The sequence below is a fragment of the Protaetiibacter mangrovi genome, assembly GCF_024752305.1.
Taxonomy (GTDB): Bacteria; Actinomycetota; Actinomycetes; order Actinomycetales; family Microbacteriaceae; genus Homoserinibacter; species Homoserinibacter mangrovi.
In genome coordinates this window covers 420-17,642 of the sequence record NZ_JANTHX010000007.1, presented here as the reverse complement: position 1 = coordinate 17,642, position 17,223 = coordinate 420, and the positions used below count along the sequence as shown (strand labels likewise).

16 protein-coding genes are annotated in these 17,223 nt (G+C 72.0%); 11 read left to right on the top strand and 5 right to left on the bottom strand.

Translation table 11 applies throughout. The annotated features are described in order from the left end of the window. Nucleotides 1–41: 41 nt before the first annotated feature. Both NUH29_RS07725 and NUH29_RS07720 read right to left on the bottom strand, forming a co-directional pair. A complete protein-coding gene (locus NUH29_RS07725; RefSeq protein ID WP_258798481.1) occupies nucleotides 42–704 on the bottom strand; it encodes a TMEM175 family protein in 663 nt (220 codons plus the stop codon). A gap of 71 nt (nucleotides 705–775) precedes the next feature. After that, entirely contained in the window at nucleotides 776–2,209 is a 1,434-nt protein-coding gene (locus tag NUH29_RS07720) for an MFS transporter (RefSeq protein ID WP_258798479.1), read from the bottom strand. A gap of 175 nt (nucleotides 2,210–2,384) precedes the next feature. On the opposite strand from NUH29_RS07720, the gene NUH29_RS07715 reads away from it, so the two are divergent. The 5 genes from NUH29_RS07715 (at nucleotide 2,385) to NUH29_RS07695 (ending at nucleotide 9,686) form a co-directional block, all read left to right on the top strand. Then, nucleotides 2,385–2,954 carry a TetR/AcrR family transcriptional regulator gene (locus tag NUH29_RS07715; RefSeq protein ID WP_258798478.1) on the top strand — a complete coding sequence of 190 codons (570 nt, stop codon included), beginning with the start codon at nucleotides 2,385–2,387 and terminating at the stop codon, nucleotides 2,952–2,954. Nucleotides 2,955–3,037: 83 nt separating this feature from the next. Next, nucleotides 3,038–5,335, top strand: a complete 2,298-nt coding sequence (locus NUH29_RS07710) for an arylsulfatase (RefSeq protein ID WP_258798477.1) — start codon at nucleotides 3,038–3,040, stop codon at nucleotides 5,333–5,335. A gap of 35 nt (nucleotides 5,336–5,370) precedes the next feature. Beyond that, complete coding sequence (glmU, locus tag NUH29_RS07705) at nucleotides 5,371–6,837, top strand: bifunctional UDP-N-acetylglucosamine diphosphorylase/glucosamine-1-phosphate N-acetyltransferase GlmU (protein ID WP_258798476.1); 1,467 nt, start codon at nucleotides 5,371–5,373, stop codon at nucleotides 6,835–6,837. A 283-nt stretch (nucleotides 6,838–7,120) separates the two neighbouring features. Next, entirely contained in the window at nucleotides 7,121–8,485 is a 1,365-nt protein-coding gene (locus tag NUH29_RS07700) for an HNH endonuclease signature motif containing protein (protein WP_258798475.1), read from the top strand. Between the two features lie 223 nt (nucleotides 8,486–8,708). Beyond that, a complete protein-coding gene (locus NUH29_RS07695) occupies nucleotides 8,709–9,686 on the top strand; it encodes a ribose-phosphate diphosphokinase (RefSeq protein WP_258798474.1) in 978 nt (325 codons plus the stop codon). On the opposite strand, the gene NUH29_RS07690 is transcribed toward NUH29_RS07695, so the two are convergent. Beyond that, nucleotides 9,683–10,051 (bottom strand): hypothetical protein, encoded by a 369-nt coding sequence (locus NUH29_RS07690; RefSeq protein ID WP_258798473.1) that lies wholly within the window; start codon nucleotides 10,049–10,051, stop codon nucleotides 9,683–9,685. The two genes, NUH29_RS07695 and NUH29_RS07690, sit on opposite strands and share 4 nt — an antisense overlap. A gap of 118 nt (nucleotides 10,052–10,169) precedes the next feature. On the opposite strand from NUH29_RS07690, the gene NUH29_RS07685 reads away from it, so the two are divergent. Next, nucleotides 10,170–11,528 carry a CoA transferase gene (locus NUH29_RS07685; protein ID WP_258798472.1) on the top strand — a complete coding sequence of 453 codons (1,359 nt, stop codon included), beginning with the start codon at nucleotides 10,170–10,172 and terminating at the stop codon, nucleotides 11,526–11,528. A 1-nt stretch (nucleotide 11,529) separates the two neighbouring features. Here the strand turns inward: NUH29_RS07685 and gnd are convergent, their stop codons facing one another. Then, complete coding sequence (gene gnd, locus NUH29_RS07680; RefSeq protein ID WP_258798471.1) at nucleotides 11,530–12,984, bottom strand: NADP-dependent phosphogluconate dehydrogenase; 1,455 nt, start codon at nucleotides 12,982–12,984, stop codon at nucleotides 11,530–11,532. A 94-nt stretch (nucleotides 12,985–13,078) separates the two neighbouring features. On the opposite strand from gnd, the gene NUH29_RS07675 reads away from it, so the two are divergent. The 5 genes from NUH29_RS07675 to pth all read left to right on the top strand — a co-directional run bounded on the left by NUH29_RS07675 (nucleotide 13,079) and on the right by pth (nucleotide 16,878). Beyond that, complete coding sequence (locus tag NUH29_RS07675; protein ID WP_258798470.1) at nucleotides 13,079–13,567, top strand: gluconokinase; 489 nt, start codon at nucleotides 13,079–13,081, stop codon at nucleotides 13,565–13,567. Beyond that, a complete protein-coding gene (locus tag NUH29_RS07670) occupies nucleotides 13,564–14,595 on the top strand; it encodes a D-2-hydroxyacid dehydrogenase (protein WP_258798469.1) in 1,032 nt (343 codons plus the stop codon). The genes NUH29_RS07675 and NUH29_RS07670 overlap by 4 nt, the downstream gene beginning before the upstream one ends. Before the next feature lie 2 nt (nucleotides 14,596–14,597). Continuing rightward, nucleotides 14,598–15,458 (top strand): hypothetical protein, encoded by an 861-nt coding sequence (locus NUH29_RS07665; protein ID WP_258798468.1) that lies wholly within the window; start codon nucleotides 14,598–14,600, stop codon nucleotides 15,456–15,458. 161 nt (nucleotides 15,459–15,619) lie between these two features. Next, nucleotides 15,620–16,258: a 50S ribosomal protein L25/general stress protein Ctc gene (locus NUH29_RS07660; protein ID WP_258798467.1), complete on the top strand. Its 639-nt coding sequence runs from the start codon at nucleotides 15,620–15,622 to the stop codon at nucleotides 16,256–16,258. A 29-nt stretch (nucleotides 16,259–16,287) separates the two neighbouring features. Continuing rightward, nucleotides 16,288–16,878: an aminoacyl-tRNA hydrolase gene (pth, locus tag NUH29_RS07655; RefSeq protein ID WP_258798466.1), complete on the top strand. Its 591-nt coding sequence runs from the start codon at nucleotides 16,288–16,290 to the stop codon at nucleotides 16,876–16,878. On the opposite strand, the gene NUH29_RS07650 is transcribed toward pth, so the two are convergent. After that, a partial coding sequence (locus NUH29_RS07650; protein ID WP_258798465.1) for a triose-phosphate isomerase occupies nucleotides 16,875–17,223 on the bottom strand: 349 nt, incomplete at its 5' end. The two genes, pth and NUH29_RS07650, sit on opposite strands and share 4 nt — an antisense overlap.

Genomic DNA, 17,223 nt, shown 5'->3' with positions numbered 1-17,223 from the left:
CGGGGTCCGCCGCGGTACAGGGGCGCGACCGTGCGCCCCGCCTACCTCGAGGCGCGCGCCCGCCCCATCACCCGCAGCACGAGACGCTGGGCGAGCGGGGTCAGCAGCATCACGAACATCGCGTAGTAGCCGACGCGGGGGATCAGCAGCCCGAGCGTGAGCGCGATCGCGAACAGCACGGCCATCGCGATGTCGACGGCGACGCCCGTGTTCAGCGAACCGCTCGGCGCGTGGTGGAGCTCCGGATGCCGCCACAGGTAGAGGCGGATCGCGAGCGAGAACAGCGAGGTGGCGATCATGCTGCCGACGTACAGGACTTTCGCCCAGGGGTCGTCGGCGTCCATCGCGCCCGAGATGGCGGTCGCGACCGGCAGCCAGACGATCGTCGCCAGCCACCCGACGAGGATCCACATGAGCGGGCTCGTCACGGCCTCGACCGCGCGGAACATCCGGTGGTGGATCATCCAGAACATCGCGATGAGCACGAAGCTCACGACGAAGCTCACCAGCTGCTGGTCGTGCTGGCCGACCCAGTGCAGGGTGTCCTCGCCCGCACCGGCCACCTCGCCCACGCTCTCCATGAGCGGCAGGATCAGCAGCGTCATCGCGATCGCGGCGACCGCGTCGATGAACGCACCCACCCGCTCCACCTGGAACGGGGCGCGGGCGTGCAGCGTCTCCTCGTCGGCCTGCTCGGATGACATGACACCGAGCATGGCAGGTGCGGTCCGTCGCGTCACCGAGAACGCACGGAACGCGCGGACCGCACCCGACCTCAGGCGGCCTCGGACTCCGGCAGCCCCGTCTCGACGATCGGGATGGTGCGGGCCCGCGGGCGGCGGGGACGCACCTCGAGCAGCCGCAGCGGCACCACGGCGCCGACCGCGGTGAGCGAGGCGCCGACCGCGAACGCGGCGATGTAGCCGGCCTCCGTCGGCGCGCCGCCCACGATGCTCGCACCGACCACCGTCGTGAAGATCGTGGTGCCGAGGGCGCCGCCGATCGTGCGGATGTTGGCGTTGATGCCGGTGGCGATGCCGGTCTGCGAGGCGGGAACCGACTGCACGATCAGGTTCGGGGTGACGGCGACCGTGAGGCCCGTGCCGATCCCGAGACCACCCGCGGCCATCGCGAGCTGCCACGCGGAGTCGTGGAACAGGGCGATCGACAGGATCGACAGCGCGGAGATCGCGGCGCCGGTCGCCAGCAGCGCCGGGAACGGAACGCGGCGGCTGAGCGGGCCGACCACGAACCCGACGGTGGCCATCGTCACGAGCATCGGCAGCATGATGAGGCCGGTCAGGCTCACCGTGGCGCCTATCCCGAATCCGGATGCGGCGGGCGTCTCCGCGAGGCGCGGCAGGAACGCCCACACCCCGAACATGCCGGCACCGGTGACGAGCGCCGTGAGGTTGGTGGTCCAGACGCCGGGGATGCGCATCATCCGCATGTCGACGAGGGGTGTGCGCGAGCGCAGCTCCACCGTGATCCACGCGACCAGCAGCACGGTCGCCGTGCCGAGCAGCACCCACACGAGCGGGGAGTCCCAGCCCCACTGGTTGCCGGCGCTCAGCGGCAGCAGCAGCGCGACGAGCCAGCCGGAGAGCAGCACGGCGGCGGCAACGTTGATGCCCCCGCGGGCGCGCTCGGCCGTGTCGGCGACGCCGAGCGCGGCGAGCGCCGCGGCGCCGACGGCGAGCACGAGGGGGAGCGCGAAGAGGGTGCGCCATCCGAAGTTCTCGGCGATGGGGCCCGAGATCACGGTACCGAGCCCCGAGCCGACGGCCATGATCGCCGACAGCGCACCGATCACCGATGGCACGCGATGAGCCGGGAAGGTGTCGCGCGCGATGCCGAAGCCGAGCGGGAAGATCGCGCCGCCGAGCCCCTGCAGCACCCGGGCGAGCAGCATCACGGTGAGGTTCGGGGCGAACGCCGCGACGACGGTGCCGACGCCGACGGCGGCGATCGCGGCGGGGAAGACCCGGCGGCGCCCCACGAGGTCGCCCGCACGGCCGAGCAGCGGGGTGGCGACCGCGGCGGTGATCAGCCAGCTCGTGATGATCCAGGTCTGGCCGACCGCGTCGGCGCCGAGGTCGGCGCCGATCTGGGACAGGGCGGGGATCAGGAACGACTGCAGCGACGACACCACGGCGAACGCGGTGGCGATCGCGGCGAAGGCGAGGCGGGGGTGGGGAACGCGAGGCATGGTGGCCTTTCGGTGGGGATCCGGATGCGCGGGTGGCGCGGATGCGGCGTCGACGACGCGGCGCTAGAATGGAGGTCGGCTCCGTTCGGAGGGGGCCTCCGTTTAAACCTTAGCGGAGGCAGCCTCCGTTTCGCAAGCGCGACGGCGCGCGGGCGGTGGAGCGACAGGAGGACCCATGATCTCGAGTGCCCAGCAGCTGCTCGGCGAGCGCCGGCCGGCGCGCGCCGACGCTCGGCGCAACTTCGACGCGCTGCTCACCGCGGCTCGCGACGCGTTCGCCGACGACGGCATCGACGCCTCCCTCGAAGACATCGCGCGCCGTGCCGAGGTCGGAATCGGCACGCTGTACCGCAACTTCCCCACCCGCGACGCGCTCGTCGAGACGGTCTATCTCGGGGAGGTCGCGGCCATCGCCGGGTACGCCGACGATCTCGGCGGGCTCGAGCCGTTCCCGGCCTTCGTCGCCTGGCTGCAGCGCTACGCGGCGTTCGCCGCCACCAAGCGGGTGCTGCTCGACGGGATCAACCGCGACTCGCCCACGCTCGGGGCGTGCCGCGGGGTGCTCTTCGACGCGGGCGAACCGCTGCTGCAGCGCGCGCAGCGGGCGGGCGCGGTGCGCGCCGACGTGACGATCGAGGACACGGTGCGGCTCATCTCGAGCGTCGCGGGGGCGGTCTACGCCGACCCCGCACAGCGCGAGCGCATCATCGGTGTCGCCGTCGACGGGCTGCGCGCGAGCGCCTGAGGCGACAGCCCTTCACCCGCATCGGGTCTCGTGTCGAGCCCATCCGGTGGTGGGCTCGTGGCATCGACACGAGGAGCACCCCCATGGCCGACGATGCCGCCTTCCCCGCCGCGACGACGCCCGGCATCCTGCCGCGCCCCGACTTCCGCTTCGCCGGCGAGGTGGGCCGCACCTTCCAGGACTCCGACGCGCCCACCTTCCCCCAGCCCGTGCAGCCGCCCGCGGGTGCACCCAACATCGTGCTGATCCTGCTCGACGACGCGGGGTTCGGTCAGTTCGAGACCTTCGGAGGCGGCGTCCCGTCGCCCACCATGGACCGCCTCGAGCGCGAGGGCATCCGCTTCAACCGCTTCCACACGACGGCGCTCTGCTCACCCACGCGGGCCGCGCTCATCACCGGGCGCAACCACCACTCCACGAGTTTCGCCGGCATCACCGAGATCGCCACCGGCTACGACGGCTACGCCTGCATCCTGCCGAAGTCGTGCGGCACGATCGGCGAGGTGCTGCGTCAGAACGGCTACATGACCGCCTGGATCGGCAAGAACCACAACACCCCCACCTGGGAGACGAGCGTCGCCGGCCCCTACGACCGGTGGGTCAACGGCATGGGCTTCGACTACTTCTACGGGTTCAACGCGGGCGACATGAACCACTGGAATCCGATCCTGTTCGAGAACCACGACTACGTGCCGATGGCGAACGAGCCCGGCTACCACCTCACCGAGGACCTCGCGGATCACGCCATCGACTGGGTGCGCAAGGTGAAGTCGATCGCGCCCGACAAGCCCTACTTCCTCTACGTCGCGACCGGCGCCACCCACGCCCCGCACCACGTGCCCGAGGAGTGGATCGAACGGTTCCGCGGGCGGTTCGACGAAGGCTGGGACGCCTACCGCGCGCAGACGATCGAGCGGCAGAAGGCGCGCGGGGTGATCCCCACCGACACCGACCTCACCGAGCGCTCGCACGGCCTGCCCGCCTGGGACGAGCTGAACGACGACCAGAAACGCCTCTACGCGCGGATGATGGAGGTCTTCGCCGCCTACGGTGCGCACGTCGACCACCACATGGGGCGCGTGATCGACGCGGTCAAGGCGCTGCCCGACGCCGACAACACGATCATCATCTACATCGCGGGCGACAACGGCTCGAGCGCCGAAGGCGGGCTCGAGGGGTCGCTGTGCGAGAACCTGTTCTTCAACGGCATCAGCGAGCACTGGGAGGACAACATCCTCGCCATCGACGAGCTCGGCGGGCCGAAGCACTTCAACCACTTCCCGTCCGCGTGGGCGCACGCGATGAACACCCCGTTCCAGTGGACGAAGCAGGTCGCCAGCCACTTCGGCGGCACCCGCAACCCGATGATCATCTCCTGGCCCGAGCGCATCACGGATGGCGGCGGCCTGCGCGAGCAGTTCCTGCACGTGATCGACATCGTGCCGACCCTCTACGAGGTGTGCGGTGTCACGCCGCCGACCGAGCTGAACGGGGTGGTGCAGAAGCCGATCGAGGGACGCAGCTTCGCCGCCGCCCTGCTCGCATCCGACGCCCCCGAGACCCGCACCACGCAGTACTTCGAGCTCGCCTGCAACCGCGGGCTCTACCACGACGGCTGGATGGCGTCCGCCCCGTCGTTCGTGCCGTGGGATCCGAACCGTCAGGAGTGGGACCCCGACAAGGCCGTCTGGGAGCTCTACAACGTCGACGAGGACTTCTCGCAGGCGCACGACCTCGCGGCCGAGCATCCGGAGCTGCTGCGGCAGCTGCAGGACCTGTGGTGGGTCGAGGCCGCGAAGTACAGCGTGCTGCCTCTCGACTGGCGCGCCTCGCAGCGTATGAACGCGGAGGCGATGGGCCGACCGAGCCTCGTCGGCCACCGCACCTCGGCCACCTACTACCCGGGCATGATCGCCCTGCCCGACGCGGCGTGCCTGCCGATGCTCAACAAGTCGTGGTCGATCACCGCCGACATCGTGGTGCCCGACGGCGACGCCTCGGGCATGATCATCACGCACGGCGGGCTCGAGGGCGGCTACGGGCTGTACCTGCGCGACGGGCGGCCGACGTTCGTCTACAACTTCCTCGCGCTGGACCGGCCCACGATCACGGCGGATGCACCGCTGGCTCCCGGCAGGACACGCCTCGAGGTGCGGCTCGACTACGACGGCGGCGGCATCGGCAAGGGCGCGAACGTGACGATGCGCGCGAACGGAACCGAGGTCGCCGCCGGCCGCCTCGAACGGACGGTGCCCGTGCAGTTCTCGCTCGGCGAGGGACTCGACATCGGCATGGACACCGGATCGCCCATCGACTTCACCTACGAGCTGCCGTTCGCCTACACGGGGTCGATCGAGCAGGTGACGGTCGACATCTCCTGAGGCGCCGCACGCGAGCATGCTGCGAGAATGAGCGCATGACCGACCCCCGACTCGCCGTGATCGTGCTCGCCGCCGGCGAAGGCACCCGGATGAGGTCCCGTCGCGCGAAGGTGCTGCACCCGATCGCGGGACTGCCCATGGTGGCGCATGTTCTCACCACCGCGCGGCACCTCGAGCCCGCGTACGTGGCGGTCGTCGTGCGGCATCAGCGCGACGACGTCGCCGCCGCCGTGCTCGAGTACGCCGACACGGCGATCGTCGTCGACCAGGACGAGGTGCCGGGTACGGGCCGGGCCGTCGAGCTCGCCGTCGCGGCGCTGCCCGACGACTTCGACGGCGAGGTCGTCGTCGTCTCGGGCGACGTTCCGCTGCTCGACGCCGTCACCCTCGGCGCGCTGGTCGAACAGCACCGCGCGGCGACGGCATCCGCCACGATCCTCTCGGCCGTGCTCGACGACGCCACCGGATACGGACGCATCGTGCGGGATGCGGGCGGAGCCGTTACCGCCATCGTCGAGCACAAGGACGCCGACGAGCAGGTGCTCGCGATCACCGAGGTCAACTCCGGCAGCTACGTGTTCGCCGCATCCGCTCTGCGCGAACTGCTGCCGCGCATCGGCACCTCCAACGCGCAGGGCGAGAAGTACCTGACGGATGTCGTGGCGCTGCTGCGCCAGGCATCCGCGCCGGTGGCGGCGGTGCCGGTGGCCGAGAACTGGCGCGTCGCCGGGGTCAACGACCGCGCGCAGCTCGCCGAGCAGGCGGCGCGGCTGAACGCGATGATCGTGCGCGGTCACCAGCTGAACGGCGTGAGCATCGTCGACCCGTCGACCACCTGGATCGACCTGACCGTCTCGATCGGGCAGGACGCCGAGATCCTGCCCAACACCCGCCTCGCCGGCGCCACGACCATCGAGCGCGACGCCGTGATCGGGCCCGACACCACCCTCGTCGACTGCGAGATCGGCGAGGGCGCCGTCGTGAAGCGCGCGGATGCGACGCTCGCGGTCGTGCGCGCGTTCGCCGAGGTGGGGCCGTTCGCCTACCTGCGCCCCGGAACCGAGCTTTCGGGCGGCGGCAAGATCGGCACCTTCGTCGAGACGAAGAACGCCAAGATCGGGCGCGGCTCGAAGGTGCCGCACCTCTCCTACATCGGCGACACCGAGGTGGGGGAGGGGTCGAACATCGGCGCCGGCACCATCACCGCCAACTACGACGGGGTGAACAAGCACCGCACCACCGTCGGATCGCACGTGCGCACCGGATCGCACAACGTCTTCGTCGCGCCGGTCACGATCGGCGACGGCGCCTACACGGGGGCGGGCACGGTCGTGCGCAAGCCTGTGCCGCCGGGGGCGCTCGCCGTCAACGTCGCGCCGCAGCGCAACATGGAGCGCTGGGTGGCCGCCAACCGACCCGGTTCCGCGGCGGCGGAGGCCGCAGCCGCCGCGATCGCCGAGCGGGCCCTCGGTGCCGACTCGGATCCGGCGGGGGCCGAGTAGGAGCGGCGCCGCCTCCTTCTCGTCGGTCGCGTATCGCGTCGCCGCGCCCTCTCGTCGGTCGAGGAGCGCGCCGCTGCGCCCTTTCGTCGGTCGAGTAGCGGGCCGCCGCGCCCTTTGGTCGGTCGAGTAGCGGGCCGCCGCGAAGCGACGGCGCGCGTGTCGAGACCCTCCGCACGTTCGCCGACCCGAGCCTCGCCCCCTCCCCCCTCGGGTGGGGTGGTGACTTCTCCACCAATACGCTTCCGAGTCTCGAACATTCGTTCGAGTCGTGGGAGGATCGGGTATGGCTTCGATCACCGACTCCCTCACCCGTCTGGGTGACCTGTCGGTGCCGTTCGCACCGGTATCGGTGGGTGGTCTTGCCGATGCGGAGCTGCTGGTGTCGCAGCGTTGGATCGCGGAGGTGCGGCGTCGCTTGGATGCGGTGGCGGCGACGGTGGCGGGTGAGATCGCGCACCGTTCCCGCCGCGAGCTCGGGCATGCGGGGCTGGCGCAGTCGGAGGGCGTGCGGACCGCTGAAGAGTTGATCGCGAAGGTCTCCGGCACCTCCGCCCGGGATGCCCGCACGCTCGTGAAGGCAGCAGAGCTGCTGTCCGTCGAGCGACCGACGATGCCCGAGGCGCCGCCGGTGCCGCGGTGGCAGAGCCTGATCGGCGACGCGGTCGCCGCCGCGAGTATCTCGGTGGAGGCGGCGGAACTGATCCGCGCCCGCCTGACCGCGGCAGCCGAGGGCACCACGGACGATGTGCTGGAAGAAGCAGTCGGACAGTTGCTCCGCGAGGCGCCGGGACTGACGATCGAGCAACTCGCGATCCGTGCGGGCCGCGTGCGTGACGAACTGGACCTGGCCGGTGTCGCCGCCCGGGAGCATGAGCTCCGGGCGAAGCGGTTCCTGCGGGTGACGCCGCAACTAGATGGGATGACGCGGGTGACGGGGTTGTTGGATCCGGAGTCGGCGGCGATCGTGGTGCCGATCCTCGATGCCGCCACCTCGCCCCGCCGCGGCGGGCCCCGGTTCGTGGATCCGCACGCTATCGAGCGTGCGGAAGACATCGTGCGGGACGAGCGCACGACGGAGCAGCTCGCCCTCGACACCCTCGTCGACCTGGTCCGTGCCGGTGCGCAGGTCGACCCCTCAAAGCTGCTCGGGGATCGGAAGCCCGCCGTCCGGATCCTCGTCACGAAGACCGACCTCGACACCCGGGTGGGTGCCGCGTTCTTCGAAGGGCAGACCGAGGCGGTGTCGATCGACACGGCGGAGCGGTTCATCTGCGCATCCGGCGCCGTCCCGATCCTGTTCGACGGAGACGGCAAAGCGCTCAACCTGGGGCGGGAACTGCGGCTGTTCACGGAGAAGCAACGGATCGCGATGGCTGCCCGGGATGGGGGGTGCCTGATGTGCGGCAGACCGCCGTCCTGGTGCGAAGCGCACCACATCGACCACTGGGACGAACACGGCGGCAGGACAGATGTCGACGACGGCGTTCTCCTCTGCAGGTTCTGCCACCTCACCGTGCACAACAACCGGTGGCGCATCCGACGTGACGGCGGCGACTACCTGCTCGAGAAACCCGACCGGGACGGAACCCTCCGACACACACCGCTGCCCTCCCGCAGCCCCGCACTCGAGCGACTCCTCGCCGGGTGACCGGGCCGGGTGATGGGGGTCTCGAGACGCGTGCCGCTCGGCGGCGCGCTCCTCGACCACCTGCAGGGGCGGCGGTCCGGAGAGCGACCGCGCCGCGGATCCGCCCCGAGACCACCGACCCGCGTATCCGGTCCCGCGGGCACCGCGATGTCACTCGGGCGACACCCGGGCGACACACTAGACTCGGAGTCGAGTCGCCAACGGAGAGCGGGTATCGGGGACAGTGTCCGGCATCAAGATCAGCGGAGAGAAGCGGCTCGTCATCGTCTCAGGGCGGGCACACCCGCAACTGGCCGTCGACATCGCCGAAGAACTCGGAACCGAACTCGTCGAGACGGATGCGCGCACCTTCGCCAACGGAGAGATCTACGCGCGGTTCGGCGAGTCGATCCGCGGCGCCGACGTGTTCATCGTGCAGTCGCACACCGCGCCCATCAACGAGTGGCTCATGGAGCAGCTCATCATGTGCGACGCGGCGAAGCGCGCCAGCGCCAAGCGCATCACCGTCGTCGCCCCCTTCTACCCCTACGCCCGGCAAGACAAGAAGGGCCGCGGCCGCGAGCCCATCTCGGCGCGACTCGTCGCCGACCTGTTCAAAGCCGCCGGCGCCGACCGCATCATGAGCGTCGACCTGCACGCCGCCCAGATCCAGGGCTTCTTCGACGGCCCCGTCGACCACCTCTTCGCCATGCCGGTGCTGCTCGACTACTTCCAGTCGCGACTCGACCCCAAGAGCCTCACCGTCGTCAGCCCCGACATGGGCCGCGTGCGGGTCGCCGACATCTGGTCCGACAAGCTCGGCGCACCCCTCGCCATCATCCACAAGCGCCGCGACCCGCGCGTGCCCAACCAGGTGAGCGTGCACGAAATCGTCGGCGAGGTCGACGGGCGCGTGTGCCTCATCGTCGACGACCTCATCGACACCGGGCGCACCATCGTCAAAGCCGCCGAAGCACTCAAGGCCCACGGCGCGACCGGCGTCATCGTCGGCGCCACCCACGCCGTGTTCTCCGACCCCGCGACCGAGATCCTGCAGTCCGACGTCATCGACCAGGTGGTGGTCACCGACACCCTCCCGCTCGCGGACGAGAAGCGCTGGGACAAGCTCACCGTGCTGCCGATCGCGCCGCTCATCGCCCGCGCCATCCACGAGGTGTTCGACGACGGATCGGTCACCTCGATGTTCGACGGCGCCGCCTAGACCCGCACGCCGGGCGACACCACCTTCACCTCGGGGATGAACCCCAGGAACCGCAGCTGGATCTCGCGCCCCCCGAACTCGGTGGCGTAGCAGTACCAGCCCGGACCCTCCTCGCCCGACCACTCCCAGCGCGCCTCGAGGAAGATCGCATCCGGTGCGGAGGTCGAGCCGACGACCTGGCAGGCGAGGGCGGCGGTGCGACTCGCCGTCGAGACGCCGATGAGCACCCCCGGCAGCACGAGCGCCGCCACCGCCACCAGCACGACGATCCGCGTCACCCGCCGCATCCGCGGGCCGCGCAGCGCCCCCACCTCGCCCGGTTCGTACCCGGCGAGCTCGGGCGGGATCTCGTCGTCCTGCTCCACGGCCCCAGTCTCGCACCCGGCGGTGGTCCCGAGCTGCGTACCGCCGAGGGCGCGGTCCTCGACCACCCGGTCGAATGCGGCCCTTCCGGCGAGAGGTGCCCCGGCGTAGCGTCGGGGCATGGCGGGATCGGCCGACGCGCAGCTGCGAGAGCGGATGGGTCGATCCCTCGGCGTCGACGTCGCCGCCGCGAACGTGACCGGGACCGCCACCCTCGAGTCGCCCTATCCGGTCTCCGACCTCGCGGCCGCATCGGTCGCGGCCGCCGGCTCGGCTCTCGCCGCCCTGCTCGACGCGGGCGGCATCCCGGGCGCCGCCGTCACGGTGCGCCGTGAGCGTGCGGACGCCTGGTTCCGCTCCGGCGTGCGACCCGTCGGCTGGGTCGCCCCGTCGCCCTGGGATCCGATCGCGGGCGACTATGCCGCCGTCGACGGCTGGGTGCGCCTGCACACGAACGCACCGCACCACCGACAGGCCGCGCTGCGCGTGCTCGGCGTCGAGGCCGATCGCGACGCGGTCGCCCGTGCGGTGGCGGCGTGGCACGCCGACGAGCTCGAGACCGCCGTCGTCGAGCAGGGCGGGTGCGCCGCCACCATGCGCCGCCCCGAGCAGTGGCGACGGCATCCGCAGGGCGCGGCGGTCGCCGAGGAGCCTCTGGTGGCGCGCGAGTCCACCGGCGTCGGCGACGCCGACTCGGAGTGGCGACCCACCCGGGAGCGGCCGCTCGCGGGGTTGCGCGTGCTCGACCTGACGCGCGTGCTCGCCGGGCCGGTGGCCACCCGGCTGCTCGCGGGGCTCGGCGCGCAGGTGCTGCGGATCGACCCGCCGAGCTGGGACGAGCCCGCCCTCTGGGAGATGACGCTCGGCAAGCGCACCTCGCGCCTCGACGCGCACGACCCGGCGGGACTCGCGCAGCTCACCCGCCTGCTGTCGGAGGCCGACGTGCTCGTGCACGGCTACCGTTCCGGCGCGCTCGACGGGCTCGGGCTCGGCGCCGAGGTGCGGCGAGCGACCCGGCCGGGACTCGTCGACGTCCGCCTCGACGCCTACGGATTCACAGGCCCGTGGGCGGGCCGCCGCGGCTTCGACAGCCTCGTGCAGATGTCGGCGGGGATCGCGGATGCCGGCATGCGCACCGCCGCCGCCGAACAGCCCGTGCCGTTGCCCGTGCAGGCCCTCGACCAGGCGACCGGCTACCTGATGGCCGCCGCCGTGCTCGTCGGTCTGCGCGATCGGCTGCGCGACGGCGTCGGTTCCGAGGCGCGCCTCTCGCTCGCACGCACCGCGGTCGAGCTCGAGGACGCGCGCGGCCTGCCCCGCGCCGCCCGGTTCGCCGTCGACGAGCCGGGTGACGGCGAGCTGCTGCAGACCGGATGGGGCCCGGTGCGGGTGCTGCCGCCCCCGCTCGAGGTCGCCGGGGTGCGGCTCGGCTGGGACCGCGCGCCGCGCCCGTTCGGGGTCGACAACCCGATCTGGTGACTCAGTGCGTGTCCTGCGCCTCGATCTCGGTGCGGTCGCCCGACCACTGCGTGTGGAAGGTGCCGTCGCGGTCGACGCGCTTGTAGGTGTGGGCGCCGAAGAAGTCGCGCTGACCCTGCACGAGCGCGGCCGGCAGCCGGTCGGCGCGCAGGCCGTCGTAGTACGCGAGCGACGACGAGAACGCCGGGCTCGGGATGCCGGCCTGCGCCGCCGCCACGACCACGCGCCGCCACGACTCCTGGCTCGCCGCGAGCGCGTCGCGGAAGTAGGGGGCGGTCAGCAGCGCCACGAGCGACGGGTCGTCGGCGTACGCCTCGGTGATGCGGTTGAGGAACTGGGCGCGGATGATGCAGCCGCCGCGCCAGATCTTGGCGATCTCGCCCTTCTGGATGCTCCAGCCGTACTCGGCCGCACCCGCCACGATCTCGTCGAAGCCCTGCGAGTAGGCGACGATCTTCGAGGCGTAGAGCGCGCGGCGCACGTCCTCGACGAAGGCGTCCGGGTCGTCGACGGTCCAGGCGGCCGACGGTCCCGGGAGCGTCGCCGCGGCGGCGCGCTGCGCCGGCTTCGACGACAGCGAGCGGGCGAACACGGCCTCCGCGATGCCCGACACCGGGATGCCGAGATCGAGGGCGGTCTGCACGGTCCAGGCGCCGGTGCCCTTGGCGCCGGCCTGGTCGAGGATCACGTCGACGAGCGGCTCGCCGGTGGCGGCGTCGACCTGGCGCAGCACCTCGGCGGTGATCTCGATCAGGTAGCTCTCGAGCTCGCCGCGGTTCCACTCGGCGAAGATGTCGGCGATCTCGGCGGGGCTCTTGCCGGTGCCGCGCCGGATGAGGTCGTACGCCTCGGCGATGAGCTGCATGTCGGCGTACTCGATGCCGTTGTGGATCATCTTCACGAAGTGCCCGGCGCCGTCGTGGCCGACGTGCGTGACGCACGGCTCGCCCTCGGCGACCGCCGCGATCGACTTGAGGATCGGGCCGAGCGTGACCCACGACTCGTCGGAGCCGCCGGGCATGATCGAGGGGCCGTTGAGCGCGCCCTCCTCGCCGCCCGAGATGCCGGCGCCGACGAAGTTGATGCCGGTCTCGCGCACCGCCTTCTCGCGGCGGATGGTGTCGGTGAAGAGCGCGTTGCCGCCGTCGACGATGATGTCGCCCGGCTCGAAGACCTTGACCAGCTCGTCGATGACGGCATCCGTTCCGGCGCCCGCCTTCACCATGATGATGGCGGTGCGCGGCTTCGCGAGGGTGTCCGCGAACTCCCGGTAGGTCTCCGCGGGCAGGAACCCGGCCTCGGGGTGCGCGTCGAGCACGCCCCGGGTCTTCTCGTAGCTGCGGTTGAAGATCGCGACCGTGTTGCCGTCGCGGCTGGCGAGGTTGCGGGCGAGGTTCGAACCCATCACCGCCAGACCGACGACACCGATGTTGGCCTGGGCTTCGTTTCCGGACACGGGGGATCCTTCCGAATCTGCTGGGGAGTGCTCCCAGGCTATCGGGTCGCGCATTCCCCGTCCGGCCCCGGGCGACGGCGGTAGCGTGGAGCACGTGAGCAGCGGACCGGTCGTCGTGATGGGCGTCTCGGGTTCCGGCAAGTCGACCGTGGGGGCGCTGCTCGCCGGCCGCCTGGGGTGGGTGTTCGTCGACGGCGACGAGCTGCATCCCTCGGCGAACGTCGCGAAGATGGCCGCCGGCATCCCGCTCGACGACGACGACCGGTGGCCGTGGCTCGACGCGGTGGGGGAGCGCCTCGCGGCGGGGCCGGTGGTGGTCGCATGCTCCGCGCTGCGCCGCGCCTACCGCGACCGCCTGCGGGCGGCGGCGCCCGGCGTGCGCTTCGTGCTGCTCGACGGCACGCGCGAGCTGCTCGCGGCGCGCATGTCGTCGCGTCACCACTTCATGCCCGAGACTCTGCTCGACTCGCAGCTGGCGACACTCGAGCGTCCCGACCCCGACGAGCACGTGCTCGTCTACGACATCGCCGCCGCCCCCGCCCGGATCGCGGATGCGGCCGCCCGAGACCTGGAGGGCGCATGACCCGACTCCGTGTCGTGATCGCGACGCCGCTGACCCGCGAGCTCGTCGAGCTGATCGCACGCGACGATCGGCTCGAGGTGGTGTGGGAGCCGGAGCTGCTGGCCGACCCCGAGATCGACTGGATGGCGGGGCCGAAGCAGCGCACCCCCGAGCAGCAGGCCCGCTACGAGGCGCTGCTCGACTCCGCCGAGGTGCTCTTCGGGGTGCCCGATCAGTCGGGTCGCGCGCTCGGTCGCACGGTCGCCGCGAACCCCGGCCTGCGCTGGGTGCACACGATCCCGGCGGGCGGAGGGCAGCAGGTGAAGGCCGCCCGGCTGTCGGATGCCGACCTCGAGCGGGTGCTGTTCACGACCTCCGCGGGCGTCCACGCTGCACCGCTCGCCGAGTTCGCGGTGTTCGGCGTGCTCGCCGGGGCCAAGCGGATGCCGTGGCTGCTCGGTCTGCAGCGCGCGAAGCGGTGGGGGCCGCGGGAGCCGCTCCGGCTGCTCTCCGAGACGACGGTGCTCGTCGTGGGGCTCGGGCAGATCGGCCGCCTCACCGCGACGATGCTGAGCGATCTCGGCTGCCACGTGGTCGGCGTGCACCGCCGCGAGGTGGAGGCCGACGTGGAGCGGATCGTGCCCGTCGAGCAGTTCGCGGGCGCCGCATCCGAGGCGGATGCCGTCGTGCTCGCGCTGCCCGGCACCGACGAGACCCGCGGGATGCTGTCGGCCGAGGTGCTCGCCGCGATCAAGCCCGGCGCGACGGTCGTGAACGTCGGCCGCGGCACGACCGTCGACGAGCCCGCCCTCGTCGAGGCGCTGCGCGACGGCCGGGTCGGCATGGCCGTGCTCGATGTGACGGCCGTCGAGCCGCTTCCCGAGGACAGCCCGCTCTGGGAGCTGCCGAACGTGCTGCTCGCCCCGCACACGGCCGCGATCAGCTCGCACGAGCCCCGGCTGATCGCCGAGCTCTTCGCCGAGAACGCCCGGCGTTTCCTCGACGGCGAGACCCTGCTCAACGTCGTCAACACCCGGGAGTTCTACTGACCATGGCGCGCGCACTCGGCATCGTCGTCGCCCTCTCCGGGTCGCTCGCCGGCACCGCGCTGCTGTGGTACGGCGGCGGCAACACGGTGCTGCGGATGTCGCAGTACGGGGTCGACGGCGGTTCGGGGGGCTTCCCGGCGCTCGCCGGCCTCGGCGCCGTGCTGCTCGGGGTGGCGGCGTTCAGCGTGCGCTGGTCGTCGCTCGGCGTGCTGATCGCCGGCGGCGCGCACCTCGCGTTCTCGCTCCTCGCGCTGCTGGTCCCCACCTCGACGGGCGGCGCCGGCTCGCCCGCGATCGCGCTGCTCGACGCGCTCGTCGCCGTCGACCCGGGGCTCGCATCCGGGGGGTTCTACGTGGTCGCCTTCGGTGCGTCGCTGCTGATCGGCGCGGCGCTCCTCGGCGTGGGTGCGGTGGCGCGGCGCCGTGCGCCGAACCTCGGCTGGCGCATCGCGTCGGGGGTCGGCGGGGTGCTGGCGATCGGGGCGGCGGTGTGGGCGTTCACCGCAGGCGGCTCCTTCTACCGGAGTGTGTTCCAACTGCTCGACTGGCAACTGGGGCCGGCGCTCGCGGTGACGCTCGCGGGCGCGGTGTTCGGGTTGGCGCTGCTGCCGGCGGGCCGCAGCCCGATCGGCGCCTGGCTCGCCGGGCCGGTGCTCGCGCTCGTGGGCGTCGTGCTGCTGGTGGTCGACTCCGACGCCTACGCGGATGCGCCGAACGGCGTGCTGGCGACGCTCCCCGTGCTCGGGTGGAGCGGGGCGATCCTCGCGGTCGGGCTGAGCGTGACGGGCCTCGCCCTCGGGGTGACGCTGCGTCCCGTGCGGTCGGCGGGGGCCGTCCAGGATCGCGGGTCCGCGGCGGTGTAGACTGCCCGCTGAACTTCGGCGAGGGATGCCGCGCCCGCGAGAGCGAGGCGGCATCCGTGATCGACGCGGTGGGTTAGGCCTCAGTCTTTCCTCACGCTGTTGCGCGTTCGAGTTGAAACCATTTCCAGACGGGGCCGCGAGCCCCACCAGAAGGAGTCACCATGTCCGACGACAACAAGCTCGTCGCGGAGGTCCGCGACCAGTTCGGCAAGGGCGCGGCCCGCAAGATCCGCGCCGCCGGCAAGATCCCGGCCGTCATCTACGGCCACGGCACCGAGCCGCAGCACGTCACCCTGCCGGGCCACGAGGTCAGCCTCATCCTGCGCAAGGCGAACGCCGTGCTCGACCTCGACATCGCCGGCAAGAGCGAGCTCGCGCTCGTGAAGGACGTGCAGAAGGATCCGGTGCGCCAGATCATCGAGCACGTCGACCTCATCGTCGTGAAGAAGGGCGAGAAGGTCACCATCGACGTGCCCGTGCACGTCGAGGGCGAGTCGTTCGCCGGCACCATCGTCGCGCTCGACGCGGCGACGCTGACGATCGAGGCCGAGGCCACCCACATCCCGGAGCGCCTCGTCGTGAACGTCGAGGGCGCCGAGGAGGGCACCCACGTGCTCGCCGGCGACGTCGAGCTCCCGAAGGGCGCCTCGCTCGTCTCCGACCCCGAGACTCTCGTCGTGAACGTCACCCTGCCGGCCAAGGTCGACCTGGGCGAGGAGACCGCCGAGGCCGAGGGCGCCGAGGAGGCCGCTGCCGAGGCTCCGGCCGAGGAGGCCGCCGCCGACGAGGCCGCCGAGTAACTCCCCATCGGGTTGAGTAGGGTCACATCGTGACCCGCGACGACACCTGGCTCGTAGCCGGGCTCGGGAATCCCGGGCCCGGCTACGCCGCTCACCGCCACAACGTCGGCCAGATGGCGCTCGACGTGCTGGCCGAGCGCATCGGCGCGCGTTTCTCGCGCCACAAGACGAACACCCAGCTCGCCGAGGGACGCCTCGGTCCCGGCCTGCCGAAGCTCGTGCTCGTCAAGCCGAACTCGTTCATGAACCTCTCGGGCGGCCCCGTCTCATCCGCCGCCAAGTTCTTCGACCTCGGCGCCGACCGCGTGATCGTGCTGCACGACGAGCTCGACATCCCGTTCGACACGGTCAAGCTGAAGGTCGGCGGGGGTCACGGGGGGCACAACGGGCTGCGCGACATCCAGTCAGCGCTCGGCACCCCCGACTTCGCCCGCGTGCGCATCGGCATCGGGCGGCCGCCCGGCCGTCAGGACGCGGCCGATTTCGTGCTGTCGCCGTTCGCGAAGGTCGAGCGCGAGGCGCTGCCCTCGTTGCTCTCGGACGCCGCGGACGCGACCGAGGATCTGGTGCGCCTCGGGCTCCTCGACGCGCAGCAGCGCTGGCACAGCCCCCGGGTCTAGCGGACCCGGGCCTCCGCCTCCGCGAGCACCTCGCGCAGGGCCGCCGGGTCGTGGGCGAAGCGGCCGAGGAAGAGCCCGTCGACGTCGTCGCCGAGCCGCGCGAGCAGTCCCGGTCCGGCGGAGCCCCCGTAGATGACGGCGCTGCCGTCGCGCCCCGGCAGCTCGGCGAGGAGCGCCTGCAGGCCGGAGGTCACCGCCCGGATGTGGTCGGCGCCTGCCGGTTCGGGGGCGCCGATCGCCCAGACGGGTTCGTAGGCGACGACGAGGCGGCCCGCGGGGGCGCCGGCGACCGCCGACCGCACCTGGGTGCGGGCGACCTCGAGCGCATCCGGCGCCGCGACCGGG

Bases quoted from the DNA above. Each gene is read 5' to 3' on its own strand.
- NUH29_RS07660 (WP_258798467.1), top strand. From the start codon at position 15,620: ATGTCCGACGACAACAAGCTCGTCGCGGAGGTCCGCGACCAGTTCGGC.
- NUH29_RS07720 (WP_258798479.1), bottom strand. From the start codon at position 2,209: ATGCCTCGCGTTCCCCACCCCCGCCTCGCCTTCGCCGCGATCGCCACC.
- NUH29_RS07685 (WP_258798472.1), top strand. From the start codon at position 10,170: ATGGCGGGATCGGCCGACGCGCAGCTGCGAGAGCGGATGGGTCGATCC.
- NUH29_RS07700 (WP_258798475.1), top strand. From the start codon at position 7,121: ATGGCTTCGATCACCGACTCCCTCACCCGTCTGGGTGACCTGTCGGTG.
- NUH29_RS07670 (WP_258798469.1), top strand. From the start codon at position 13,564: ATGACCCGACTCCGTGTCGTGATCGCGACGCCGCTGACCCGCGAGCTC.
- NUH29_RS07725 (WP_258798481.1), bottom strand. From the start codon at position 704: ATGTCATCCGAGCAGGCCGACGAGGAGACGCTGCACGCCCGCGCCCCG.
- NUH29_RS07665 (WP_258798468.1), top strand. From the start codon at position 14,598: ATGGCGCGCGCACTCGGCATCGTCGTCGCCCTCTCCGGGTCGCTCGCC.
- NUH29_RS07710 (WP_258798477.1), top strand. From the start codon at position 3,038: ATGGCCGACGATGCCGCCTTCCCCGCCGCGACGACGCCCGGCATCCTG.
- NUH29_RS07715 (WP_258798478.1), top strand. From the start codon at position 2,385: ATGATCTCGAGTGCCCAGCAGCTGCTCGGCGAGCGCCGGCCGGCGCGC.
- glmU (WP_258798476.1), top strand. From the start codon at position 5,371: ATGACCGACCCCCGACTCGCCGTGATCGTGCTCGCCGCCGGCGAAGGC.